The sequence below is a fragment of the Edwardsiella piscicida genome, from assembly GCF_001896205.1.
GTDB classification, from domain to species: Bacteria; Pseudomonadota; Gammaproteobacteria; order Enterobacterales; family Enterobacteriaceae; genus Edwardsiella; species Edwardsiella piscicida.
Genome location: NZ_MPNU01000001.1, coordinates 752,590 through 778,300 on the forward strand (window position 1 = coordinate 752,590; position 25,711 = coordinate 778,300).

The 25,711-nt window shown below is 60.7% G+C and carries 20 protein-coding genes; 16 read left to right on the forward strand and 4 right to left on the reverse strand.

The window, feature by feature from the left end:
• Positions 1-6 precede the first annotated feature (6 nt).
• Genes leuD through leuA form a run of 4 tightly spaced genes read right to left on the reverse strand, consistent with a single transcriptional unit; the run spans position 7 to position 4,707 of the window.
• Positions 7-609: a 3-isopropylmalate dehydratase small subunit gene (gene leuD, locus BRD58_RS03335; RefSeq protein ID WP_069578208.1), complete on the reverse strand. Its 603-nt coding sequence runs from the start codon at positions 607-609 to the stop codon at positions 7-9.
• Positions 602-2,017 (reverse strand): 3-isopropylmalate dehydratase large subunit, encoded by a 1,416-nt coding sequence (gene leuC / locus BRD58_RS03340; RefSeq protein ID WP_015460945.1) that lies wholly within the window; start codon positions 2,015-2,017, stop codon positions 602-604. The genes leuD and leuC overlap by 8 nt, the downstream gene beginning before the upstream one ends.
• A 2-nt stretch (positions 2,018-2,019) precedes the next feature.
• Positions 2,020-3,111, reverse strand: coding sequence for a 3-isopropylmalate dehydrogenase (gene leuB, locus BRD58_RS03345; protein ID WP_073381558.1), 1,092 nt, complete (start codon positions 3,109-3,111; stop codon positions 2,020-2,022).
• Positions 3,112-3,126: 15 nt separating this feature from the next.
• The gene (gene leuA / locus BRD58_RS03350) at positions 3,127-4,707 is read right to left on the reverse strand and encodes a 2-isopropylmalate synthase (protein ID WP_073381560.1); all 1,581 of its coding nucleotides are present in this window, start codon (positions 4,705-4,707) and stop codon (positions 3,127-3,129) included.
• Positions 4,708-5,344: 637 nt separating this feature from the next.
• On the opposite strand from leuA, the gene leuO reads away from it, so the two are divergent.
• The 16 genes from leuO to murC all read left to right on the forward strand — a co-directional run bounded on the left by leuO (position 5,345) and on the right by murC (position 25,706).
• Positions 5,345-6,304 (forward strand): transcriptional regulator LeuO, encoded by a 960-nt coding sequence (gene leuO / locus BRD58_RS03355; RefSeq protein ID WP_015683230.1) that lies wholly within the window; start codon positions 5,345-5,347, stop codon positions 6,302-6,304.
• A 261-nt stretch (positions 6,305-6,565) separates the two neighbouring features.
• A complete protein-coding gene (locus BRD58_RS03360; RefSeq protein ID WP_073381562.1) occupies positions 6,566-8,368 on the forward strand; it encodes an AMP-dependent synthetase/ligase in 1,803 nt (600 codons plus the stop codon).
• 324 nt (positions 8,369-8,692) lie between these two features.
• Positions 8,693-10,411, forward strand: coding sequence for an acetolactate synthase 3 large subunit (ilvI, locus tag BRD58_RS03365; RefSeq protein WP_012847496.1), 1,719 nt, complete (start codon positions 8,693-8,695; stop codon positions 10,409-10,411).
• 2 nt (positions 10,412-10,413) lie between these two features.
• On the forward strand, positions 10,414-10,905 hold the full coding sequence (gene ilvN, locus BRD58_RS03370) for an acetolactate synthase small subunit (RefSeq protein ID WP_012847497.1): 492 nt from the start codon (positions 10,414-10,416) through the stop codon (positions 10,903-10,905).
• A gap of 201 nt (positions 10,906-11,106) precedes the next feature.
• Positions 11,107-12,111 (forward strand): catabolite repressor/activator, encoded by a 1,005-nt coding sequence (gene cra / locus BRD58_RS03375; RefSeq protein WP_012847498.1) that lies wholly within the window; start codon positions 11,107-11,109, stop codon positions 12,109-12,111.
• A 973-nt stretch (positions 12,112-13,084) separates the two neighbouring features.
• Positions 13,085-13,543 carry a division/cell wall cluster transcriptional repressor MraZ gene (gene mraZ, locus BRD58_RS03380; RefSeq protein ID WP_015460947.1) on the forward strand — a complete coding sequence of 153 codons (459 nt, stop codon included), beginning with the start codon at positions 13,085-13,087 and terminating at the stop codon, positions 13,541-13,543.
• Positions 13,544-13,545: 2 nt separating this feature from the next.
• Positions 13,546-14,487 (forward strand): 16S rRNA (cytosine(1402)-N(4))-methyltransferase RsmH, encoded by a 942-nt coding sequence (gene rsmH, locus BRD58_RS03385; protein ID WP_015460948.1) that lies wholly within the window; start codon positions 13,546-13,548, stop codon positions 14,485-14,487.
• On the forward strand, positions 14,484-14,804 hold the full coding sequence (gene ftsL, locus BRD58_RS03390; RefSeq protein WP_012847501.1) for a cell division protein FtsL: 321 nt from the start codon (positions 14,484-14,486) through the stop codon (positions 14,802-14,804). Before rsmH ends, ftsL begins: the two co-directional genes overlap by 4 nt.
• A gap of 38 nt (positions 14,805-14,842) precedes the next feature.
• On the forward strand, positions 14,843-16,606 hold the full coding sequence (locus BRD58_RS03395) for a peptidoglycan glycosyltransferase FtsI (RefSeq protein WP_012847502.1): 1,764 nt from the start codon (positions 14,843-14,845) through the stop codon (positions 16,604-16,606).
• Positions 16,593-18,080 carry a UDP-N-acetylmuramoyl-L-alanyl-D-glutamate--2,6-diaminopimelate ligase gene (murE, locus tag BRD58_RS03400; protein ID WP_034168154.1) on the forward strand — a complete coding sequence of 496 codons (1,488 nt, stop codon included), beginning with the start codon at positions 16,593-16,595 and terminating at the stop codon, positions 18,078-18,080. Before BRD58_RS03395 ends, murE begins: the two co-directional genes overlap by 14 nt.
• Positions 18,077-19,453: a UDP-N-acetylmuramoyl-tripeptide--D-alanyl-D-alanine ligase gene (gene murF / locus BRD58_RS03405; RefSeq protein ID WP_073381565.1), complete on the forward strand. Its 1,377-nt coding sequence runs from the start codon at positions 18,077-18,079 to the stop codon at positions 19,451-19,453. The genes murE and murF overlap by 4 nt, the downstream gene beginning before the upstream one ends.
• On the forward strand, positions 19,447-20,529 hold the full coding sequence (gene mraY / locus BRD58_RS03410; protein ID WP_012847505.1) for a phospho-N-acetylmuramoyl-pentapeptide-transferase: 1,083 nt from the start codon (positions 19,447-19,449) through the stop codon (positions 20,527-20,529). Before murF ends, mraY begins: the two co-directional genes overlap by 7 nt.
• 1 nt (position 20,530) lies before the next feature.
• Entirely contained in the window at positions 20,531-21,847 is a 1,317-nt protein-coding gene (murD, locus tag BRD58_RS03415) for a UDP-N-acetylmuramoyl-L-alanine--D-glutamate ligase (RefSeq protein WP_073381567.1), read from the forward strand.
• Between the two features lie 71 nt (positions 21,848-21,918).
• On the forward strand, positions 21,919-23,106 hold the full coding sequence (gene ftsW, locus BRD58_RS03420) for a cell division protein FtsW (protein WP_034168165.1): 1,188 nt from the start codon (positions 21,919-21,921) through the stop codon (positions 23,104-23,106).
• Positions 23,103-24,182: an undecaprenyldiphospho-muramoylpentapeptide beta-N-acetylglucosaminyltransferase gene (gene murG, locus BRD58_RS03425; RefSeq protein WP_012847508.1), complete on the forward strand. Its 1,080-nt coding sequence runs from the start codon at positions 23,103-23,105 to the stop codon at positions 24,180-24,182. The genes ftsW and murG overlap by 4 nt, the downstream gene beginning before the upstream one ends.
• A gap of 60 nt (positions 24,183-24,242) precedes the next feature.
• Complete coding sequence (gene murC / locus BRD58_RS03430) at positions 24,243-25,706, forward strand: UDP-N-acetylmuramate--L-alanine ligase (protein WP_015460952.1); 1,464 nt, start codon at positions 24,243-24,245, stop codon at positions 25,704-25,706.
• Positions 25,707-25,711: the final 5 nt, after the last annotated feature.

A 25,711-nucleotide genomic window follows, 5' to 3' on the forward strand; every position in this document is an offset into this window, starting at 1 on the left:
CGGTCGTTAACGCAGAAACGCGGGCCGACGCGCTTCGTAGTCGGCGATGGCCGATGCCTGCCGCAGCGTCAGGCCGATGCCGTCCAGACCGTGGATCAGGCAATGGCGGCGGAACGGGTCCAGCGTAAAGGTATAGCACGCGTCGCCCGCCTGCAGCGTTTGCTGCTCCACGTCCACGCTAAACGCGATGCCGGGCGATGCGCCGACCAGGGCAAACAGCGTCGCTATCTGCGCCTCGTCGAGGATGATGGGCAGCAGCTGGCTGTTAAACGCATTGCCGTAAAAGATATCGGCAAAGCTGGGGGCGATAACCACGCGAAACCCGTAGTCGGTCAGCGCCCAGGGCGCGTGCTCGCGCGATGATCCGCAGCCAAAGTTTTCCCGCGCCAGCAGAATACTGCCCTGCTGAAACGGGGGCTGATTCAGCACGAACGCCGGGTTGGGCTGCTCCCCCGCCGCGTCCAGAAAGCGCCAGTCGTGAAACAGGTGGCGTCCAAAGCCACTGCGGGTCACCTTCTGCAGAAACTGCTTGGGAATAATGGCATCGGTATCCACGTTGGCGGCGTCCAGCGGGACGACGATGCCGGTATGGCGGGTGAACTCAGTCATGGTCATGCTCCTGAAGCTGGCGAATATCGGCAAAGTGGCCGCAGACGGCGGCGGCGGCGGCCATGGCCGGGCTGACCAGATGAGTCCGCCCGCCGCGCCCCTGGCGCCCTTCAAAATTGCGGTTGCTGGTTGAGGCGCAGCGTTCACCGCTGCCCAGGCGGTCATTGTTCATCGCCAGGCACATGGAACAGCCCGGCAGGCGCCATTCAAAACCGGCCTCGGTAAAGATTTTGTCCAGCCCTTCGGCCTCGGCCTGCGCCTTGACGGGCCCAGAGCCGGGGACCACCATGGCCTGCACGCCCGGCGCGACCCGGCGTCCGCGGGCGATGGCGGCGGCGGCCCGCAGATCTTCAATGCGGGAGTTGGTACAGGAGCCGATAAAGACCCGATCGATGGCGACGTCGCTCATGCGCGTCCCCGGCTGCAGATCCATATAGGCCAGCGCTTTGTGGGCCGAGGCGCGGGCGATGGGGTCGGCCAGCGACGCCGGCGAGGGAATGGGCGTATCGATGGCGATGACCTGGCCGGGATTGGTTCCCCAGGTGACCTGGGGGGCAATGTCATCGGCCTGCAGGGTCACGACGCGATCGTACTGCGCATCCGCATCAGAGCGCAGGGTGCGCCAATGGTCGACGGCCTGCTGCCACAGTGCGCCCTGCGGGGCAAACGGCCTCCCCTGAAGGTAGGCAAAGGTCGTGTCGTCCGGTGCGACAAGGCCGGCCTTGGCGCCCAGTTCGATAGCCATATTGCACAGCGTCATGCGTCCCTCCATCGACAGGGCCTGCACCGCCGGGCCGCAAAACTCCACCACATATCCGGTGCCGCCGGCGTGGCCGAGGTGCCCGATGACCGCCAGCACGATGTCCTTGGCGCTGATCCCCGCGGCGCATCTCCCCTGGATGGCTATCTGCATCGTACGGGCGCGATCCTGCTTCAGGGTCTGGGTTGCCAGCACATGCTCCACCTCGGAGGTGCCGATGCCGAAGGCCAGCGCGCCGAAGGCGCCGTGGGTGGCGGTATGGGAGTCGCCGCAGACGATGGTGGTTCCCGGCAGGGTCATGCCTTGCTCTGGGCCGATGACGTGGACTATCCCTTGGTGAGGATGGTGCAGATCGTACAGCTGGACGCCGAACTCACGGCAGTTAGCCATCAGGGTTTCCATCTGAATTTGGGCCATCTCGCCGCAGGCGCGGATGTCGCGGCTCTGGGTGGAGACATTATGATCCATGGTGGCAAAGGTATGCTCCGGCCGGCGCACCCGACGCCCCTGGGCGCGCAGCCCGTCGAAGGCCTGCGGTGAGGTGACCTCATGCACCAGGTGGCGATCGATATACAGCAGCGGGGTCTCGCCGGGCGTCTGATGGACGATATGGGCGTCATACAGCTTTTGGTACAGTGTCTTGCCCATGCTTAGGCCTCCTGTGTAATCAGTCGGGCGATGGCATCACCCATTTCGTCGGTGGAGACCGCCTGCGCGTCGGCGGCCAAATCCGCGGTCTTAACGCCTTGGGTCAGCGCCTGGTTGACGGCGCGCTCAATCGCCGCGGCGGCCGCCTCGGCGGACAGGCTGTGGCGCAGCAGCAGCGCCAGCGACAGGATCTGGGCTATCGGGTTGGCCAGATTCTGCCCAGCGATGTCCGGCGCGGAGCCGCCCGCCGGTTCATACAGGCCAAAGCCGTGTTCATTCAGGCTGGCGGAGGGCAGCATTCCCATGGAGCCGGTCAGCATGGCGCACTCGTCGGAGAGAATATCGCCGAAGAGGTTGCTGCAAAGCAGCACATCAAACTGCGCCGGATCCTTGATCAGCTGCATGGTGGCGTTGTCGATATACATATGGTTCAGCGCCACCTGGGGGTAGTCTTGCGCTATTTCGTTGACCACCTCGCGCCACAGCAGCGAACTTTGCAATACGTTGGCCTTGTCGATGGAGGTCACCCGCGCGCGGCGAGAGGCTGCCGCCTCGAAGGCCAGGCGGGCAATGCGCTCGATCTCAAAGCGGTAGTAGACTTCGGTGTCGAAGGCGCGCTGATGCATGCCCTGTCCCTCGCGTCCTTTGGGCTGGCCGAAGTAGATGCCGCCGGTCAGTTCGCGAACGCACAGAATGTCGAAGCCGCGGGCGGCGATATCGGCGCGCAGTGGGCACAGGGACTCCAGCCCCGGGTAGAGGCGCGCCGGCCGCAGGTTGCTGAACAGCTTAAAGTGTTTACGCAGCGGCAGCAGGGCACCCCGCTCCGGTTGGTTGGCCGGCGGCAGGTGCTCCCAGCGCGGCCCGCCGACGGAGCCGAACAGAATCGCGTCGGCCTGCTCGCAGCCGCGCAGGGTCGCCTCCGGCAGCGGGTTGCCGTGGCGATCGATGGCGATGCCGCCGATGTCGTATTCGCTGGTGGTGATACGCAGCCCAAAGCGGCTGCGAACGGCGTCCATGACCTTATTGGCCTGCGCCATGATTTCCGGGCCGATGCCGTCGCCGGGCAGTACGGCAATGTGATGGGAATGGCTCATCGTAACAGGGCTTCCTTAATGGGTAGACGAAGTTGAGATTGACGGGGCGGGCGAGTGCAGCCGCTGGCGCTCCTGCTCGACCTGACGGGCGCGCCAGATATGGTTCAGCACATGGATCAGCGCCTGGGCGGAGGATTCGACGATATCGGTCGTCAGCCCGACGCCGTGAAAACGCCGGCCCTGGTGCTCGGCGACGATATCCACCTGACCCAGGGCATCGCGCCCCTGGCCTTTGGCCGACAGCTGATACTTCACGATATCGACCGAAATGTCGGTGATGCGGTTGATGGCCTGATAGACCGCGTCGACCGGGCCGTTGCCGGTCGCAGCCTCGGCGCGGGTTTCAGCCCCGCAGATCAGCCGCACGGAGGCGGTGGCCATGACGCTGCTGCCGGACTGCACGCTGAAGTACTCCAGACGGAAATGGTCCGCCTCTTCCTGCTGGCGATCGATAAAGGCCAGCGCCTCCAGGTCGTAGTCAAACACCTGACCTTTTTTATCTGCCAGGCGTAAAAAGGCCTGGTACAGACGCTCCAGATCAAAGTCGTTGCCCTCGCGGTAGCCCATCTCCTCCATGCGGTGTTTCACCGCGGCGCGCCCGGAGCGGGAGGTCAGGTTCAGCTGGGTCTGCGGCAGGCCGATGGACTCCGGCGTCATGATTTCGTAGTTTTCGCGGTTTTTCAGCACGCCATCCTGGTGAATCCCCGACGAGTGGGCAAAGGCATTGGCGCCGACCACCGCCTTATTGGCCGGTATCGGCATATTGCACAGCTGGCTGACCAACTGGCTGGTGCGGTAGATCTCCTGGTGGCGAATGCCGGTGTGCACCTGCAGCAGATCCTGCCGGGTACGGATTGCCATGATCACCTCCTCCAGCGCGCAGTTACCGGCGCGTTCGCCGATGCCGTTCAGGGTTCCCTCCACCTGGCGGGCGCCAGCCTGGACGGCGCTGATTGAGTTGGCGCAGGCCATGCCCAGGTCATCGTGGCAGTGTACGGAGATAACGGCCTGGTCGATATTGGGTACCCGCTCAAACAGGGTGTGGATAATGCTGCCGAACTGATAAGGGGTGGTATAGCCCACCGTATCCGGGATGTTGACGGTCTTGGCGCCGGCGTCGATGGCGGCTTCGACGATGCGACACAGATTATCGATGGGGGTGCGCCCGGCGTCCTCGCAGGAGAACTCGACGTCGTCGGTATAGCGACGGGCGCGCAGAATCGCGTGCCGGGCCATCGCGATAGCGTCATCGAATGAGCGGCGCAGCTTGGACTCCAGATGCAGCGTAGAGGTGGCCAGAAAGGTGTGAATGCGGAAGGCGTCGGCCGCGCGCAGCGCCTCGGCCGCTGCGTCGATATCGGCATCGACGCAGCGGGCCAGTGCACACACCCGGCTCTGTTTCACCCGTTGGGCGATGGCGCGCACCGAGGCGAAGTCGCCGGGGGAGGAGATAGGGAATCCCACCTCCATTACATCGACGCCCATGCGCTCCAGCGCCAGGGCGATCTGCAGTTTTTCCTTCACGCTCAGGCTGGCCTGCAGGGCCTGCTCCCCGTCGCGCAGCGTCGTATCGAAAATAATTACCTGTTGGCTCATCGTTCCGTTCCTCGGCGTCGTTCCCTGTGTGATGCGCTGCGCGGTATTTTGCTAAAAAAAAGCCCGCGCTATTGCGCGGGCTTGTGGAGTCTGTGGGTGAATTCTAGCGGTAACCTCCGCCCACACGCCATCCGCGCAGTGCCTCTGCGAGAATAATAAGTAGTAGGTTCTGGCGCATGAACATCATGGAAGTATCCGTCATATAATCACCGTTGGTTATAAAGTGATACTGGATAGCTTTTAGCTTGTCAACAGGTAATGACGCGCGGTGTGGTAATACCCATCGCCGCAATTTGGAAGTATATATTGAATAAGGTGTTAAAGTTAGAATTATCCATCGCCACATGCAATTATGTACTCATAAAGGGGTATGCATTGATGAGAATATTTAAAAATAATGGAAGCATATCATCTTATTGCCCTTAATTATTTAATTTAACTTCTTTAAAAATTAAGTACAGCTACATTATTAACCTGTAAAATATTTTTATTATGAGGCATTATGGCTATTTCTTTTATGTTACAAGTTTATATTTATAAATTCATATAATGAAGTTTTACTTTTGATGATTTCAGAGAATGTATTTACCGACTGTCAACGCTGACAGGATCAGGCTAAACACGCAGGGAGGTTATAATGACAGAGCGGCATGAACATCCGATGATACCGGCGGAGCCCCAAAGCAGTGCGGAAAATAGCCTGCGTAACGTCGATCTTAACCTGCTGACGGTCTTTGATGCCGTCATGCAGGTGCAGAGTATTACCCGCGCGGCGCGTTCGCTGAATATGACGCAGCCAGCGGTGAGCAATGCGGTGGCGCGTTTAAAGCTGATGTTTAACGACGAGCTGTTTATGCGCTATGGGCGCGGTATTCGCCCGACCAATCGCGCCTATCAGCTGTTTGGGCCGGTACGCCAGGCGCTGCAGATTGTGCGCAATGAGCTGCCCGGCGCCCGCTTTAAACCGGAAAGCAGCGAGCGCGTGTTTAATATTGCGATTACCAGCCCGCTGGATATATTGCTGACGGCGAAGCTGCTGCAGCGGATAAAGTCGTATGCGCTGCATGTTCAGGTGAGCTTCGACTCGCTGGTCAATGAACAGATAACGCGGAAATTGCGCTATCAGGAGAGCGATTTTCTCATCGACTATCAAGATCTCAGCGGCGATGAGTTTTGTTGCGAAGCGCTGTTTGACGATGAGTTTGTTCTGGCGGTCGCGGGACAGCATCCGCGTATCGGCGAGACGTGTTCACTGCGCGGACTATTGCTGGAGTCCCATGCGGTGGTCAGTATTAATCAGTTCTCCAGCGTCAGCCGCTTTTTTTATTCCCACTCGGATCTGATCCGCCAAATAGCCTATCAGGGAACGGACTTAAGCAGCGTATTAAGCATGGTGTCGAAAACCGAGATGGTCGCCATCGCGCCGCGCTGGATGGTGGAGCAATATGCCGACTACCTGCAGCTGCGAGCCGTGACGCTGCTGGATCTGGAGAGTCAGCGTACCTGTTTTTTCAACTGGCATCGGGCTTCTGAGCGCGATAGCGCCCACGTATGGCTACGTAAGCTGCTGAGCGAGTTTGCCCAGCAGGGGCGTTAAGGCGAGGCGGCAGCTATCGCTGCCGTTTTCTGATTATGCAGTGGATTATTTCATCCGCTTGGCGGCCTGCTCATCGGGGTGGCGAACGAGAATATCGCGAAAATCTACGGTAGCGCACACTTTTACCCTCAATAACGGTTGATTCATGCACAGGAAACGGTAGACTGCGCGCGAAAATCAGTGCACAGCTGTACGCTGAAAATGGGTGTACGGGTGGGCAAATGTCGCGGCAGATACCGCGTTCTTGCGATGAATGGACGAATGATCAAAGCGTTAGATAATTATCATCTGGTAGCTCGTATTCAGGGACAGATTGCCAATTCACCCAACCGCGTAGCGCTGCGTGACTGGTCGCCGACGGCGGACGTCGCTTACCGCTGGCGCGAAGTCGGGGAGCAGGTCTCCCGGCTGGCCTGCGCGCTGCTGGCGCTGGGCGTAGAGGTACAGGAGCGGGTGGCCATCTTTGCCCATAACTCGGTGGCCTGGTCGCTGGCCGATCTGGCGATCCTGCATCTGCGGGCGGTTACGGTGCCGGTCTATGCGACCAATACGGCGGCGCAGGCGGCCTATATTCTCAATGATGCCAGCGTTCGTATCCTGTTTGTCGACGGTCAGGCCCAGTATGACGCCGCGTTGGCTCTGCGCGAGTGCTGTCCGCAGCTGACCCGTATCATTGCGCTGTCGGATGGCATCGATCTGCGCGGCTGCGCGATCGCCTGTCATCTGCACGCGTTCGCGCCTGGCGGCGATAGCGCCAGCCTCGCACGGCTGGCGCAGCGTATCGACGCGGCCTCTCTCGACGATCTGTTTACGCTCATCTACACCTCTGGCACCACCGGTGAGCCGAAAGGGGTGATGCTGGACTACCGGAGTCTGGCCGCTCAGCTGTATCTGCACGATGCCCGTCTGAACGTCGGTGAGCAGGATGTCTCTCTGTGCTTCCTGCCGCTCTCTCATGTTTTTGAGCGCGCCTGGAGCTTTTATGTGATGCACAGCGGTGCGCAAAACGTCTATCTGCACGACACAAACCTGGTGCGAGAGGCGATGCAGGCGGTGCGTCCCACCATGATGTGTGCGGTTCCTCGCTTTTATGAAAAGATTTTCAGCGCGGTGCAGGCCAAGGTCGCCCAGGCACCGTGGCTGCGTCGTCAGCTGTTTCGCTGGGCGGTGTGGTGCGGCGAGCAGCGCTTTTTACGCGAACGCGCGGCGCGTCCCCAGGGGCGCTTGATGACGGCGATGCACCGTTTGGCCGATCGGCTGGTGCTGGCGAAGCTGCGCGCGATTTTAGGCGGTCGGGTGCGCTTTTTACCGGCGGCCGGTGCCAAGCTGGATGACCATGTGATCCTGTTTTTCCAGGCGCTGGGACTGAATATCAAGTATGGCTATGGCATGACGGAAACCTGCGCGACGGTCTCCTGCTGGGAAGAGCAGGACTTCCGCTTTGGGTCTATTGGCCGTCCGTTGCCCGGGGTCGAGGTGCGCATCGGTGAAGAGAATGAGATCCAGGTGCGCGGGCCTATCGTGATGCGCGGCTATTTCAATAAGCCGCTGGAGACGGCGCAGACCTTTACCGCCGACGGCTGGCTGAAGACCGGTGACGCCGGTGCGCTGGATGCGCAGGGCCACCTGTTTATTACCGAGCGGCTGAAGGATCTGATGAAGACCTCCAACGGCAAGTACATTGCCCCTCAGCTGGTGGAGGGGACGCTGGCGCGCGATCGCTTTATCGAGCAGGTGGCGGTGATTGCCGATGCGCGTAAGTTTGTTTCTGCGCTGATCGTTCCCTGCTTCGACTCGCTGGAGGAGTATGCGCGCTCTATCAACCTCAAGTATCACGATCGACTGGATCTGCTGCGCCATAGCCATATCGTTGCGCTGTTTGAGCAGCGTTTGATGGAGATGCAAAAGGAGCTGGCCAAGTTTGAGCAGGTCAAGCGGTTTACTCTGCTGCCGCAGGCGTTTTCGATGGAGCTGGGCGAGCTGACGCCGACGCTGAAGCTGCGCCGTAAGATTATCCTGAGCCGCTATCATCAGGAGATCGAGTCCATGTATCTGGATCGCTAGGGCCGACGTCGTCGCGCAGCGCCGTGGTTTCACGTACCGCGCTGCGCGCGCCTGATCCCGCGGGCGCCGCGCTCATGATTAACCTCTGAATTTTTCCTGCTTCCAATCATAAGCTGGCGATACTTAGGCCAGCTTTCAGTTTTTTATCCGCCGGATATTGTCAGCCGCAGTTTTCTCTCCACCGCAGCGCTTTTCTCTCCTCGCCGGCGGTTTGCTCCATAGGAAAAGTGACGTTAATGTAACCAGACGGCGGGACGATCTCCTGCCGTTCCGCGCGGCCCTGGCGCCGCCTTGGTTGAGCCACGTATGAGGGAGACAAAGGCTATGGAGATGTTATCAGGCGCCGAGATGGTGGTGCGATCGCTGATCGATCAGGGCGTCAAACACCTTTTTGGCTATCCGGGCGGTACCGTGCTGGATATTTATGACGCCCTGCATACGGTAGGGGGGATTGAGCACATTCTGGTTCGTCATGAGCAGGGGGCGGTGCACATGGCCGACGGCTATGCGCGGGCCACCGGGCAGGTGGGCGTCGTTCTGGTGACCTCCGGGCCGGGGGCGACCAACGCCATTACCGGTATCGCAACGGCCTATATGGACTCCGTCCCGCTGGTGGTGCTGTCGGGCCAGGTCCCCACCTCGCTGATTGGCAATGATGCCTTTCAGGAGTGCGACATGGTGGGGATCTCCCGTCCGGTGGTCAAGCACAGCTTCCTGGTGAAGCAGAGCGAAGAGATCCCCGCGGTGCTGAAGAAGGCATTTTATCTGGCCAGCAGCGGGCGTCCCGGCCCCGTGGTGGTCGATCTGCCCAAGGATATCCTTAACCCCGCGCAGAAATACCCCTACGCCTATCCGCAGCAGGTGAGCATGCGCTCTTATAATCCGACCTGTCAGGGGCACCGGGGGCAGATTAAACGTGGCCTGCAGGTGCTGCTGGCCGCCCGGCGCCCGGTGATCTATGCCGGGGGCGGGGTGATCGGCGCCGGCTGCCACGAGGCGCTGCGCGCGCTGGCGCAGCAGCTTAATCTGCCGGTGACCACCTCGCTGATGGGGCTGGGCGCCTTTCCGGCGTCACACCCGCAGAGCCTGGGGATGCTGGGGATGCACGGCACCTACGAAGCCAATCTGGCGATGCACCATGCCGATGTCATTTTTGCCGTCGGCGTCCGCTTTGACGATCGCACCACCAACAATCTGGCCAAGTACTGCCCCGATGCGACGGTGGTGCATATCGATATCGATCCCAGCTCGATCTCCAAGACCGTCACGGCGGATGTCCCCATCGTCGGCGACGCCGGCGACGTCTTGGGGGCGCTGCTCACCCTGCTGGCGCAGGGCGACTGTCGGCAGGATTTCGATAGCCTGCGCGACTGGTGGCAGCGTATTGAGGTCTGGCGCGATCGCCAGTGTCTGCGCTACGTCAGCGACGGTCAGCGGATCAAGCCACAGCAGGTGATTGAAACCCTGCACCGCCTGACGGCGGGCGAGGCCTATGTGGCCTCCGACGTCGGTCAGCATCAGATGTTCGCCGCGCTGTATTACGGCTTCGACCAACCGCGCCGCTGGATCAACTCCGGCGGGCTCGGCACCATGGGCTTTGGCTTGCCGGCGGCGCTCGGTGTACGCCTGGCGCTGCCGCAGGCCACGGTGCTGTGCATCACCGGCGACGGCAGCATTCAGATGAATATCCAGGAGCTGTCGACGGCGCTGCAGTACGATCTGCCCATCGTAGTGGTCAATCTGAACAACCGGTTTTTGGGCATGGTGAAGCAGTGGCAGGACATTATCTATGCCGGGCGTCACTCTCAGTCCTATATGCAGTCCCTGCCGGATTTTGTGCGGCTGGCCGAGGCGTACGGTCACGTCGGTATCGCGATTCGCAGCGTCGATGAGCTGGAGACGAAGCTGCGCGAGGCGTTGAGCATCCGTGACCGGCTGGTGTTTGTCGACGTGACGGTAGATGAGACGGAGCACGTGTACCCGATGCAGATCCGCGGCGGGGCAATGAATGAAATGTGGCTGAGTAAAACCCAGAGGAGCTGATCATGCGGCGGATTTTATCGGTGTTACTGGAAAATGAATCCGGCGCGCTGTCGCGGGTCGTCGGGCTGTTTTCCCAGCGTGGTTACAATATTGAAAGTTTGACGGTGGCGCCGACGGAGGACGCCACGCTATCGCGGATGACGATCCAGACCAAGGGCGATGCCAAGGTGCTGGAGCAGATAGAGAAGCAGCTGCACAAGCTGGTGGATGTCCTACGCGTCAGCGAGCTGGTGCCGGGGGCGCATGTGGAGCGTGAGATCATGCTGGTCAAGCTGCGCGCCAGCGGCTACGGGCGGGAGGAGGTCAAGCGCAGCACCGACATTTTCCGTGGCCAGATCGTCGATGTGACGGCGTCGCTGTATACGGTGCAGCTGGCCGGTACCAGCGATAAGCTGGACGCCTTTTTGGCGGCGGTTCGCGAGGTTGCTGAAATTGTTGAAGTCGCCCGCTCGGGGGTGGTCGGCGTGGCCCGCGGCGATAAAATCATGCGCTGACCGACGTTGAGCATAGGCGGCGTGACCGCGCTGGGGCCTGGCTATGTGTCGGGCCTCTTATTTTTCCGTTTTTGCTGACGCCTTTCAGCTAAATCGGTTGCTCCATCGCCGTTTATGCGCTTAGATCGCACAATACAGCCTGGACAGCCAGGTCGACGCATTGGTTGTCACCGTAAGGCGATTGCCTGTAAGGGGGAGAATGTGAAACTGGATGAAATCGCGCGTCTTGCAGGTGTCTCGCGGACTACCGCCAGCTATGTGATCAACGGTAAAGCCAAGCAGTACCGCGTCAGCGATAAGACGGTTGAGAAAGTGATGGCCGTCGTGCGCGAGCACAACTACCATCCCAACGCGGTAGCCGCCGGGCTGCGCGCGGGGCGAACCCGCTCCATTGGCCTGGTGATCCCGGATCTGGAGAATACCAGCTATACCCGCATCGCTAACTATCTGGAGCGCCAGGCGCGCCAGCGCGGCTATCAGCTGCTGATCGCTTGTTCTGAGGATCAGCCGGACAACGAGATGCGCTGTATCGAGCATCTGCTGCAGCGTCAGGTCGATGCGATTATCGTGTCGACGGCACTGCCGCCGGAGCACCCTTTTTATCAGCGCTGGGCCAACGATCCGCTGCCGATTATCGCGCTGGATCGCGCGCTCGATCCGGAGCACTTTATCAGCGTGGTCGGCGCCGATATGGATGATGCCGAGATGCTGGCCGCCGAACTGCGGCGTTTTCCAGCCCAGTCGGTCCTGTATCTGGGGGCGCTGCCGGAGCTCTCCGTCAGCTTCCTGCGCGAGCAGGGATTCCGCAAGGCGTGGCAGGGTGACGAGCGCCCGGTGAACTATCTGTATACGAACAGCTATGAGCGAGAGGCGGCAGGGGCGGCGTTTAGTCAGTGGTTGCAGCATAATGAGATGCCGCAGGCGCTGTTTACCACCTCGTTCCCCCTGCTGCAGGGGGTGCTGGATGTCACGCTGAAAAAGCACGGCCACCTGCCGAGCGATCTGGCCATTGCGACCTTTGGCGATAACGAGCTGCTGGATTTCTTGGACTGTCCGGTATTGTCCGTCGGTCAGCGACATCGCGATATTGCCGAACGGGTGCTAGAGCTGGTATTGGCCAGCCTGGATGAGCCGAGAAAGCCGAAGCCGGGGTTAAGTCGGATGCGGCGAATTTTGCTGCAGCGCGGGCGTCTAAACCGTCAGTAAACAAGATAAAAAACCGGGGAAACCCGGTTTTTTTATCTTTAGATACGTGGCGTAGCCTGGCTTGGCGTAAAGGATCAGGCATTGTTTTAACATTGCATTGGTAGTGAAAGTACCTGCTTTATATGTTGGTTGTGGTTTTTATTGCTGCATTTTTCGCCGATCATAGGCTATATCACTTGGCTTCTGCTATTCTATGGTGTTGAATTTGGCGGTAACTTAAGGCGATTTGCCCGGTATCCGCGCCTCTTAGCGCCAAGCGCCGCCGTGCGGATAACGAGGATTATCTTATTTTTCAGGATATTTCAGGAATAGTCTTAAAAAGTAGCACTCTTGCTCAAAAGTAGAGCTAATGCGTTTTTTAGGTAAATTCTGCTTTTAGTAAAACGGTGTAAGCCAAGACGAGGAATGTATCGCTAGCGAAGGCGATATCACGACGTTATGTTATTAATCAACGGAGAAAAAGAGGCCTGAAAAATTCAGCAAAATATTTGACCGAGAAAGCGATTATTATTCCGTATAAAGTAAGATAAAATGTACATCAATAAGATCGCCAAGCCATAATAAGAAATTAACATATTGAAATTTGTGAAAATTTTTAATTATCTTGCGCTGAGTTTTTAGTCAGATTGTTCTGCTGTTATAGCCGTTTACAGGTGATTTATTTGTGTTCGCGTTGGTTAAAATGAGAGCTGTATTGCAAAAAATGAGCAAAGTTTAACGTTTGGTTATGTCGGAGTTTTTTCTGTTATTTGGTATGACGGATTTAAATTTCCTCTAATTTATCATGGTGTTAATTTCCGTTTTTAGTGCTCGGAATTTTCTTGCCTATTTTGTTAAAACCCCGCGTTGATAAAAATATTGCCAAACCGCGCCCGCTCTGGCTTGACAAGGTTTTCCTCCCCTCCGTAAACTTCTTAGCGTGGGAATTTGTGGGATAAAGTGGTGATATGGGGCATCAGGGAGTCACTCCAGCATGTTTCGAGGCGCAACAACCATCAATCTCGACAGTAAGGGACGTCTGGCGGTACCTATCCGCTACCGGGACTTATTGATTGAGGAAGCGCAAGGTCACATGGTATGCACCATCGATCTCCATCACCCCTGTCTGCTGCTTTATCCTCTGTCACAGTGGGAAGTGATCGAACAGAAATTATCCCGTCTGTCGAGTATGAATCCTGCCGAGCGTCGGGTGCAGCGTCTGCTGCTGGGTCACGCCAGCGAATGTCAGATGGACGGCGCCGGACGCCTGCTGATTGCCGCGACGCTGCGGCAGCATGCGGGACTCCACAAACAAGTGATGCTGGTGGGCCAGTTCAATAAGTTTGAGCTGTGGGATGAAGAGACCTGGTATCAACAGGTCAGGGAAGATATTGAGGCTGAACAGTCCGCAACGGAGATCCTCTCCGAGCGCTTACAGGATTTGTCGTTATAGTCATGTCGGAAAATTTTCAACACAAAACCGTGTTGCTTGATGAGGCGGTAGCAGGCCTTAATCTGCGCAGTGACGGTATTTACATTGATGGCACCTTTGGTCGCGGTGGTCATTCCCGTCTCATTCTCTCCCAGCTGGGGGCGGAGGGACGCCTTATTGCCATCGATCGCGATCCGCAGGCCATCGCCGCCGCTGCGCAGATTGACGATCCGCGCTTCTCCATCGTTCACGGCCCGTTTTCAGCGCTGGCAGACTACGTGCAGGAGATGGGGCTGAGCGGCAGAATTGACGGCATACTGCTCGATCTGGGGGTCTCCTCGCCCCAGCTCGACGATCCCGAGCGGGGATTCTCCTTTATGCGCGATGGGCCGCTGGATATGCGGATGGATCCGTCGCGCGGCCTCTCCGCGGCACAGTGGCTGATGCAGGCGGAAGAAGAGGATATCGCCTGGGTGTTGAAGACCTTCGGTGAGGAGCGCTTCGCCAAGCGTATCGCCCGCGCCATCGTGGAGCGAAACCGCACGGAGCCGCTGACCCGTACCCGTGAGCTGGCGGCGCTGATTAGCGAAGCCAGCCCGTTTAAAGAGAAACATAAGCATCCGGCAACGCGCAGTTTTCAGGCCATTCGCATTTACATCAACAGCGAACTGGACGAGATTGAGCGGGCGCTGGAGGGCGCGCTGGTTGCGCTGGCGCCCCAGGGGCGCCTGTCGGTGATCAGCTTCCACTCACTGGAGGATCGCCTGGTTAAACGCTTTATGCGCCAGTACAGCCGTGGGCCGCAGGTACCCAAAGGGCTGCCGCTGACAGAGGCGCAGCTGCAGGCGCAGGGCGGTCCGCAGCTGAAGGCGCTGGGGAAACGGATGCCGGATGAGCGCGAAGTGGCCGATAACCCGCGGGCGCGTAGCTCGGTGCTGCGGGTGGCGGAAAGGATTGCGAGATGATTGGCAATGAGCGCCACTCGCTGATTTCCATCATCGGTGGCGATCTGCTGCGTCATGGTAAATTGCCGGTGCTGCTGTTTATCGCCGTGCTGCTCTCCGCGCTGTCGGTGGTGACGACGACCCATAAAACGCGCCTGCTGACCGCAGAGCGCGAACAGCTGGTTCTGGAGCGGGATGCGCTGGATATCGAGTGGCGCAACCTGATCCTAGAGGAGAATGCGCTGGGCGATCACAGCCGCGTTGAGCGCATCGCGACGGAAAAGCTACAGATGCAGCACGTGGATCCCTCTCAGGAAAATATTGTGGTCCAACAGTAAGATAACTGACCGATGACGAGCAGGTAATCAAGGAATCAATGAAAGCAGTGCGATCGGGGAAGATACGGCGTCAAGAAGAACAGGCCAGCTTTGTCAGCTGGCGTTTTGCGTTGCTGTGCGGCTGTATCCTATTGGCGCTGCTTGGGCTGCTGGCGCGCGCCGCTTACCTGCAGGTGATCAGTCCTGAACACCTGGTGCGCGAGGGGGATGCCCGCTCCCTGCGTACGCAAGCGATCCCGACCGCGCGCGGCATGATCAAGGATCGCGCCGGGCGTCCGCTGGCGGTCAGCGTGCCGGTGAATGCCATCTGGGCCGACCCGAAAGAGGTGAACGAGCACGGTGGCATCACGCTGGACACGCGCTGGCAGGCGCTGGCCGATGCGCTGGAAACCCCGCTGGATAAAATGGCCGCGCGGATTAACGCCAACCCGCGCGGGCGCTTTGTCTATCTGGCCCGTCAGGTGAATCCGGCGATGGGCGAGTACATTCACAAGCTTCGTCTGCCGGGGATCTACCTGAAGCAGGAATCGCGGCGCTACTACCCTGCGGGGCAAGTGACCGCTCACATCATCGGCGTGACCAATATCGACGGTCAGGGGATCGAAGGGGTTGAAAAGAGTTTCGATCGCTGGCTGACCGGGCAACCCGGCGAGCGTACCGTGCGCAAGGATCGCTTTGGGCGGGTCATCGAGGATATCTCCTCGATCGATAGCCTGGCGGCCCACAACCTGTCGCTGAGCATCGATGAGCGCCTGCAGGCGTTGGTATATCGCGAGCTTACCAATGCGGTGGCGTTCAACAAGGCCGAATCAGGCACCGCGGTGTTAGTGGACGTTAACACCGGTGAAGTGCTGGCGATGGCCAATAGCCCCTCCTATAACCCGAACAACCTGACCGATACGCCTCAGGAAGCGATGCGTAACCGCGCTATCACCGATATCTTTGAGCCGGGATCGACCGTGAAGCCCATGGTGGTGATGACCGCCCTGCAGCGCGGTATCGTGCGGGAAAACAGCGTGCTGAATACGCTGCCTTACTATGTCAACGGGCATGAGATTAAGGACGTGGCGCGCTACGCCGAGCTGTCCATTACCGGTATTTTACAGAAGTCGAGTAACGTCGGCGTTTCCAAGCTGGCGTTGGCGATGCCGTCCTCGGCGCTGGTGGAGACTTACTCCGGCTTCGGGTTCGGAAAACCGACCAATTTGGGGCTGGTCGGGGAAAGCAGTGGCATATACCCAAAAAAACAACGGTGGTCCGACATTGAGAGGGCCACCTTCTCTTTCGGATATGGGCTAATGGTAACGCCGTTACAGTTAGCGCGTGTCTATGCAACCATCGGCAGCATGGGGATTTATCGCCCGCTGTCGATTACCAAGGTGGATCCGCCGGTGCCCGGCGAGCGGGTATTCCCCGTCGCGCTGGTGCGTAGCGTGGTACACATGATGGAAAGCGTGGCGCTGCCCGGAGGCGGCGGTGTCAAAGCGGCAGTAAAAGGTTACCGGGTCGCCGTTAAGACCGGTACGGCCAAGAAAGTTGGGCCCGACGGGCGCTATGTGAATAAATACATCGCCTACACGGCCGGTATTGCACCGGCCAGCAATCCCCGATTTGCCCTGGTTGTGGTGATTAACGATCCACAGGCGGGGAAATATTACGGTGGTGCGGTATCTGCACCGGTCTTTGGCGCCATCATGGGCGGCGTACTGCGCACCATGAACGTTGAGCCGGATGCGTTGCCCACGGGTGATAAGAGCGAATTGGTGAACAATAAAAAAGAGGGTTCAGGTGGCAGATCGTAATTTGCGCGCGCTTTTGGCTCCTTGGGTTGCACAGGCCCCGGAGCGCGCTTTGCGGGACATGACATTGGACAGCCGCGTGGCGGCTGCAGGCGATCTGTTCGTGGCCGTCGTTGGCCACGCGGCGGACGGACGCCGTTTTATTCCGCAGGCCATTGCGCAGGGCGTCGCCGCCGTTATCGCTGAGGCCGAGGGCGAGGCCGAGGACGGCAGCGTACGCGAGCTGCACGGCGTGCCGGTCGTGTATCTCAGCCATCTCAACGAGCGTCTTTCCGCGCTGGCGGGGCGTTTCTACGGTCAGCCGGGCGCCGATCTGCGTCTGGTGGGCGTGACCGGGACCAACGGTAAAACGACGACCACCCAGCTGCTGGCGCAGTGGGCTCAGCTGCTGGGCGAAACCGGCGCCGTGATGGGCACCGTCGGCAACGGCCTGCTGGGGCATGTCTATCCCAGCGAAAACACCACCGGCTCGGCCGTCGACGTACAGCACATGCTGCGCACGCTGGCCGATGACGGCGCAACCCTGGTCGCGATGGAGGTCTCTTCGCACGGTCTGGTGCAAAATCGCGTGCTGGCGCTGCCGTTTGCCGCGTCGGCCTTTACCAACCTGAGCCGCGATCACCTGGATTATCATGGTGATATGGAGCACTACGCCCAGGCGAAATGGCGCCTGTTCTCGACCCATCACAGCGGTGAGAAGATCATCAACGCTGACGATGAAACGGGGCGACGCTGGCTGGATAAGCTACCGGATGCGGTGGCGGTGACCGTCAGCGGCGCGCTGCCCGCAGGTTGGGCGGGGCGCTGGTTGGCCGCGCGCTCTGTGGCGTATCACGACGGCGGCGCGACGATCGCGTTCGACTCCTGCTGGGGGGCGGGCACGCTGAACAGTCGCCTAATGGGCGAATTTAACGTCAGTAACCTGTTAGTGGCGCTGGCGACGCTGCTGGCGCTCGGCTATCCGTTGGCGGCGCTGTGCGCCGCGTCTGGCCAGCTGCAGCCGGTCTGTGGGCGAATGGAGGTCTTCCAGGCGCCCGGTAAGCCTACGGTGGTGGTCGACTATGCCCATACCCCAGACGCGCTGGAGAAAGCGCTGCTGGCTGCGCGTCTGCACTGCCAGGGGCAGCTGTGGTGCCTGTTCGGCTGCGGCGGGGATCGCGACACGGGCAAACGTCCGCTGATGGGGGCGATTGCCGAACAGTATGCCGATCGGGTGGTGGTGACAGACGATAACCCGCGCAGTGAAGAGCCGCGGGCGATCATCAACGAAATTCTCAGCGGTATGCTGGATCCGGGACTGGCGATGGCTATCCCCGGGCGTGCCGAGGCGGTGACCGCCGCCGTGATGCAGGCGGCGCCGCAGGATGTGATCCTGGTGGCCGGCAAGGGGCATGAGGATTATCAGCTGGTCGGCAACCGCCGTCTGGACTACTCCGATCGGGTGACGGTAGCCCGTCTGCTGGGGGTGGTAGCATGATCGCCACGACGCTGCAGACCCTCGCCGACGCCATCGGCGCGACGCTGATCGGCGCAGACAGCCCCGTGACGGCGGTGACAACCGATACCCGTAAGCTAACGCCGGGGTGCCTGTTTGTCGCGCTGCAGGGCGACAACTTTGACGGACATGACTTTGCTGCCCAGGCGCGGGAAGGGGGCGCCGGCGCGCTGCTGGTTAACCGCCGTCTGGCGCTGGATGTCCCGCAGCTGTTGGTGGCGGACACCCGTTTGGCGCTGGGACAGCTGGGCGCATGGGTGCGTCGTCAGGTTCCAGCCCGGGTGGTGGCGCTGACCGGATCGTCGGGCAAAACCTCGGTAAAAGAGATGAGCGCGGCGATCCTCGCCCTGTGTGGCAACGTGCTGTACACCGCCGGTAACTTGAATAACGACATCGGCGTGCCGCTGACCCTGCTGCGCCTTGAGCCGCAGCATGACTTTGCGGTGATCGAGCTGGGTGCCAATCACGTCGGCGAAATCGCCTACAGCGTAGCGCTGACGCGTCCGCACAGCGCGCTGGTCAATAATCTGGCGGCGGCGCACCTCGAAGGGTTCGGCTCATTGTCCGGGGTCGCCCAGGCCAAAGGCGAGATTTTTGCCGGTCTGCCGCCGCAGGGAACGGCGATCGTGAACGCCGATAGTAACGATTGGGAAAACTGGCAACATGCGCTGACAGAGCAGCGCGTGTGGCGTTTTTCCCCGCAGGCGGGCGCGGGGGTAGACTTCTACGCCAGCGCCGTGCGCAGTGATGCGGCGGGAACCCACTTTACCCTGCATACCCCCGCGGGGCAGTGTGATGTGCTGCTGCCGCTGCCAGGCCGCCATAACATCGCCAATGCCCTGGCGGCCGCGGCGCTGACCATGTCGGTTGGCGCCACGTTGACGCAGGTACAGCAAGGGCTGGCCGGGCTACAGGCGGTACCGGGACGGCTGTTTCCCATCCGTCTGGGTGAACACCAGCTGCTGCTGGATGACAGCTACAATGCCAACGTCGGCTCAATGAGCGCCGCCGCCGAGGTGCTGGGCCATATGCCCGGTTATCGGGTGATGGTGGTCGGGGACATGGCCGAGCTGGGCGCGGAGGCAGAGGTGTGCCATCGCCGCGTCGGCCAGGCGGCCCGCGCGGCGGGGATCGATAAGGTGCTGAGCGTCGGCGGACTAAGCCGACTGATCGGCGAGGCCAGTGGTTGTGGCGAACATTTCATGGATAAAGCAGCGCTGATTGAGCGCCTGAAACACCTGTTATGCGAACATGCGGCGATCACCATTCTAGTAAAAGGCTCACGTAGTGCCGCAATGGAGCAGGTAGTACGAGGCGTATCTGTGCAGGAAATGCAGGAGAATCAATCATGTTAGTCTGGCTGGCCGAACATTTGGTCAAATACTTTTCTGGCTTTAACGTCTTCTCCTATCTGACGTTTCGCGCCATCGTCAGCTTGCTGACCGCCCTGTTTATCTCCCTGTGGATGGGGCCGCACCTGATCGCCTGGCTGCAGAAGCTGCAGATTGGCCAGGTAGTGCGTAATGATGGGCCGGAGTCGCACTTTAGCAAGCGCGGCACGCCGACCATGGGCGGTCTGATGATCCTGACATCGATTACCATTTCGGTTCTGATGTGGGCCTATCCCTCCAACCCCTATGTCTGGTGCGTGCTGTTCGTGCTGCTGGGCTACGGCGTCGTGGGCTTTGTCGATGACTACCGTAAGGTGGTACGCAAGAATACCGATGGGCTGATCGCCCGCTGGAAATACTTCTGGCAGTCCGTGATCGCGCTGGTGGTGGCGTTCACCATGTACAGCATCGGTAAGGATACGCCAGCTACCCAGCTGGTGGTTCCGTTCTTTAAGGACATCATGCCGCAGCTGGGGCTGCTGTACATCCTGCTGAGCTATTTCGTGATCGTCGGCACCAGCAACGCCGTCAACCTGACGGACGGCCTGGATGGCCTGGCGATTATGCCCACGGTGTTTGTGGCCGCGGGAATGGGCCTGGTGGCCTGGGCGACCGGTAACGTCAACTTCGCCGCCTACCTGCATATCCCCTACATTCGTCACGCCGGTGAGCTGGTGATCGTCTGTACCGCGATCGTCGGCGCCGGGTTGGGATTTCTGTGGTTTAACACCTATCCGGCGCAGGTCTTTATGGGCGACGTCGGTTCCCTGGCGCTGGGCGGCGCGCTGGGCACTATCGCCGTGCTGCTGCGCCAGGAGTTCCTGCTGGTGATCATGGGCGGTGTGTTCGTGATGGAGACCCTGTCGGTGATCCTGCAGGTGGGGAGCTTTAAGCTGCGCGGTCAGCGCATTTTCCGCATGGCGCCCATCCATCACCACTACGAGCTGAAGGGCTGGCCGGAGCCGCGGGTGATCGTGCGCTTCTGGATCATTTCGTTGATGCTGGTGCTTATCGGACTGGCAACCTTGAAGGTACGTTAATATGGCTGACTATCAGGGGAAGAGGGTCGTAATCATCGGGCTGGGGCTGACGGGCCTCTCCTGCGTCGATTTCTTTATAGATCGCGGCGTGGTACCGCGGGTGATTGATACCCGCGCAACGCCGCCGGGGCTGGATAAGCTGCCGGCGAGCGTCGAGTGTCATCTGGGCAGCATTGAGCAGTCATGGCTGATGGACGCCGATCTGATCGTCGCCAGCCCAGGGATCCCCCTCTCGTCGCCGGCGCTGGATCGGGCGGCGCAGGCGGGTGTGGAGATCGTCGGCGATATCGAGCTGTTTTGCCGCGAGGCGCAGGCGCCGATCGTGGCGATCACCGGCTCTAACGGTAAAAGCACCGTGACGACGCTGGTTGGCGAGATGGCCCGTGCCGCAGGCTGGCAGGTCGGGGTCGGCGGTAATATCGGGGTGCCCGCCCTGTCGCTGCTGAAGCATGAGTGCCGCCTGTATGTCCTGGAGCTCTCCAGCTTTCAGCTGGAGACCACGTCGAGCCTAAGGGCGGCGGCAGCGACCATCCTGAACGTCAGCGAAGATCACATGAACCGCTACCCGCTGGGGCTGCAGCAGTATCGGGCGGCCAAGCTGCGCATCTATGAAAACGCGCGGACCTGCGTGGTCAACGCGGACGATGCGCTGACCATGCCGATCCACGGCGCCGATACGCGCTGCGTCAGCTTTGGCGTCGACGTGGGCGATTACCATCTCAACCGCCAGCAGGGCGAGATCTGGCTGCGCGTTCGCGGTGAAAAGATTTTGAATACCAAAGAGATGCAGCTTACCGGCATGCATAATTACACCAATGCCCTGGCGGCGCTGGCGCTGGCGGACGCCGTCGGCCTGCCGCGTGCGTCCAGCCTGCGGGCGCTGACGACGTTCCGCGGCTTGGCGCACCGTTTCCAGCTGGTGCTGGAGCACATCGGCGTACGCTGGATTAACGATTCTAAGGCGACCAACGTCGGCAGCACCGAGGCGGCGCTGAAGGGGCTTCATCTGGATGGCACGCTGCACCTGCTGCTGGGCGGCGATGGTAAGGATGCGGACTTTACGCCGCTGCTGCCTTATCTGCAGGGCGATCGTATCCGCCTGTACTGCTTTGGCCGCGACGCCGAGCCGCTGATGCGGCTGCGACCGGAGGTGTCCCGACGCTTTGATACCCTGGAGCAGGCGATACGCGCTCTGGCGCCGCTGACGCGTGGGGGAGATATGGTGCTGCTTTCACCGGCCTGCGCCAGCCTGGATCAGTTTAAAAACTTCGAACAGCGCGGTGATGAGTTTGCCCGCCTGGCGCGGGAGTTCGGCTGATGCGTTTGCGTCTCGCGCTGCCTCGCCCCCGTCTGCCGCACCTGCGTCTGCCGCGTTTTTCCCTGCCGCTGATGGGGGGCGCGCTGCGCCTGCGCGACTGGGTGATGGGCGCCGGCGAAGCCGACAGCGCCGGGGTGGTTCTGTATGACCGGACGCTGCTGTGGCTGACCTTTGGGCTCGCGGCGATGGGCTTTATCATGGTGACCTCGGCGTCGATGCCTATTGGACAGCGTCTGGCGGACGATCCCTTTCTGTTTGCCAAGCGCGACGCGCTTTACCTGACGCTGGCCTTCGGCCTCGCCATGGTGACCCTGCGCATTCCGATGGAGTTTTGGCAGCGCTGGAGCAATGCGATGCTGCTGCTGTCGGTCGCGATGCTGCTCGTGGTGCTGGTGGTCGGCAGCTCGGTTAACGGCGCCTCGCGCTGGATCGCGTTGGGACCGCTGCGCATTCAGCCGGCGGAGTTCTCTAAGCTGTCGCTGTTTTGCTATCTCGCCAGCTATCTGGTGCGCAAGGTCGATGAGGTGCGTAATAACTTCTGGGGCTTCTGCAAGCCGATGGGGGTGATGGTGGTGCTGGCGGTGCTGCTGCTGGCGCAGCCGGATCTGGGAACCGTGGTGGTGCTGTTTGTGACGACGCTGGGGCTGCTGTTCCTGGCGGGGGCGAAGCTGTGGCAGTTCCTGGCGATCATCGGGTCGGGGATCTTCGCGGTGATCCTGCTGATTATCGCCGAGCCCTACCGTATGCGACGCGTAACGTCGTTCTGGAATCCGTGGGCCGATCCGTTCGGCAGCGGCTACCAGCTGACCCAGTCGCTGATGGCGTTTGGCCGCGGCGAGTTTTGGGGGCAGGGGCTGGGAAACTCGGTTCAGAAGCTGGAGTATTTGCCGGAGGCGCACACTGACTTTATTTTCTCCATCCTCGGCGAAGAGCTGGGCTATTTCGGTGTGGTTCTTACGCTGTTAATGGTATTCTTCGTCGCTTTTCGCGCGATGTCTATCGGGCGGCGCGCGCTGGAGGCCGATCAGCGTTTTTCCGGTTTTCTGGCCTGTGCCATCGGCGTCTGGTTCAGCTTTCAGGCGTTGGTTAACGTCGGCGCGGCGGCCGGCATGCTGCCGACCAAAGGGCTGACGCTGCCGCTGATAAGCTACGGCGGCTCCAGCCTGATTATTATGTCTACGGCGCTGGTATTTTTGCTGCGCATTGATTATGAAACCCGTCAGGCGAACGCCCAGGCGGTGGTTAAGGGGTCACGATGAGCGGCGCGGCGAATCATCAAGGAAACAAACGGCTGATGGTCATGGCCGGCGGCACCGGGGGACACGTGTTCCCAGGGCTGGCGGTGGCGCACTATCTGCAGGCGCAGGGATGGCAGATCCGCTGGTTGGGTACCGCGGATCGCATGGAGGCGCAGCTGGTTCCACAGCACGGCATCGAGATCGACTTTATTCAGATTTCGGGCCTGCGCGGCAAAGGGCTTAAGGCGCTGCTCGGCGCCCCGTTCCGCATCGCGCGCGCGGTGCTGCAGGCGCGGCGAATTATCAAGGCCTATCGTCCCGATGCGGTGCTGGGGATGGGGGGCTATGTCTCCGGTCCGGGCGGCCTGGCCGCCTGGCTGTGCGGCGTTCCGGTGGTACTGCACGAGCAGAACGGGATCGCCGGTTTGACCAATCGCTGGCTGTCCAAGATCGCTAAGCGGGTACTGCAGGCGTTTCCCGGCGCCTTTCCCCATGCTCCGGTAGTGGGAAATCCGGTGCGTGAAGATGTGCTGGCGCTGCCAGCGCCGGCGCAGCGTATGGCCGGACGCACCGGCCCCGTTCGGGTGCTGGTGGTCGGCGGCAGCCAGGGCGCCCGGATCCTGAACCAGACGCTGCCCGCGGTGGCGGCGCGTCTCGGGGAGCGGGTGACCCTGTGGCATCAGACCGGGAAAGGGGCCCAGTCGTCGGTCGAGGCGGAGTATCAGCGCCTGGGGCTGTCGGAGCATCGGGTGACCGAGTTTATTGACGATATGGCGGCGGCCTATGCCTGGGCCGACGTCGTCGTATGCCGATCCGGCGCATTGACGGTCAGCGAGATCGCCGCCGCCGGTCTCCCGGCGCTGTTTGTGCCCTTTATGCACAAGGATCGTCAGCAGTACTGGAACGCGGCGGCGCTGGCACGTACCGGCGCCGCCAGAATTATTGAACAGCCCGATTTTAGCGTCGATGCGGTGGTAGAGACGCTGGCGGGTTGGGATCGCCCTACGCTGCTACTGATGGCGGAAAAGGCCCGGGCGGCGGCGATCACCGATGCGACCCAGCGGGTCGCCGAGGCGATCTGCGACGTAGCGCGTTAATATCAACCCGGGTGGGGCGACCGACCCGGACAGTGAAAACGGATTAAAGTGAACAAGACAGTGAATACTCAACAGCTCGCTAAACTGCGTACCATGGTGCCGGAGATGCGCCGTGTCCGGCACATTCACTTTGTCGGCATCGGCGGCGCTGGCATGGGCGGTATTGCAGAGGTGCTGGCCAACGAGGGGTATCAGATCAGCGGCTCCGATCTGGCACCCAACGCGGTGACCCAGCAGCTGAGTGAGCTGGGCGCGCAGATCTATTTTAACCATCGCCCGGAAAACGTGCGCGATGCCAGCGTCGTGGTCGTCTCCACCGCGATCGCCGCCGATAATCCGGAGATTATCGCCGCCCGCGAGGCGCGGATTCCGGTGATCCGCCGCGCGGAGATGCTGGCGGAGCTGATGCGTTTCCGCCACGGTATCGCTATTGCTGGAACCCACGGTAAGACCACCACCACGGCGATGGTCTCCAGTATTTATGCAGAGGCCGGGCTGGACCCGACCTTTGTCAACGGTGGTCTGGTGAAGGCGGCCGGCACGCACGCTCGCCTAGGCTCCAGTCGCTATCTGATCGCCGAGGCCGATGAGAGCGATGCCTCGTTCCTGCACCTGCAGCCGATGGTGGCGATCGTTACCAATATCGAAGCCGACCATATGGATACCTATCACGGCGACTTCGAAAACCTGAAGCAGACCTTTATTAACTTTCTGCACAACCTGCCGTTCTATGGTCGGGCGGTGCTGTGCATCGACGATCCGGTGATCCGCGAGCTGCTGCCGCGCGTCGGGCGCCAGGTGACCACCTATGGCTTTAGCCAGGATGCCGATGTCCGCATTGAGGAGTACCGCCAGTGCGGCGCCCAGGGGACCTTCTTCCTGTGCCGCCAGGATCGTCCGCGTCTGGCGGTGACCCTGAATGCGCCGGGGCGCCACAATGCCCTGAATGCGGCCGCCGCTGCGGCGGTAGCCAGCGAAGAGGGGATCGACGATGAGGCTATTCTGCGCGCGCTGGGCGGGTTTCAGGGCACCGGGCGTCGCTTTGACTTCCTGGGCGAGTTTAGCCTGCAGCACGTCAACAATAAGCCGGGCAAGGTGATGCTGGTGGATGACTACGGTCATCATCCGACGGAGGTGGATGCCACCATTAAGGCCGCCCGCGCGGGCTGGCCGGATCGCCGCCTGGTGATGGTTTTCCAGCCGCACCGCTTTACCCGCACCCGCGATCTGTATGATGACTTTGCCAATGTGCTGTCGCAGGTGGATGTACTGCTGATGTTGGATGTGTATCCTGCCGGCGAGCATCCGATCCCCGGCGCAGACAGCCGCTCGCTGTGCCGAACCATTCGCGGGCGCGGCAAGCTGGATCCGGTGCTGGTGTCGGAGCCGGCGACGCTGGCGCAGACGCTGGCGCAGTTCCTGCAAGAGGGCGACCTGATTCTGACTCAGGGCGCCGGTAATATTGGCCGAGTGGCGCGGGTGCTGGCGGAATGCCGCCTGCAGCCGTCCGCGGTAACGGAGTAAACGAC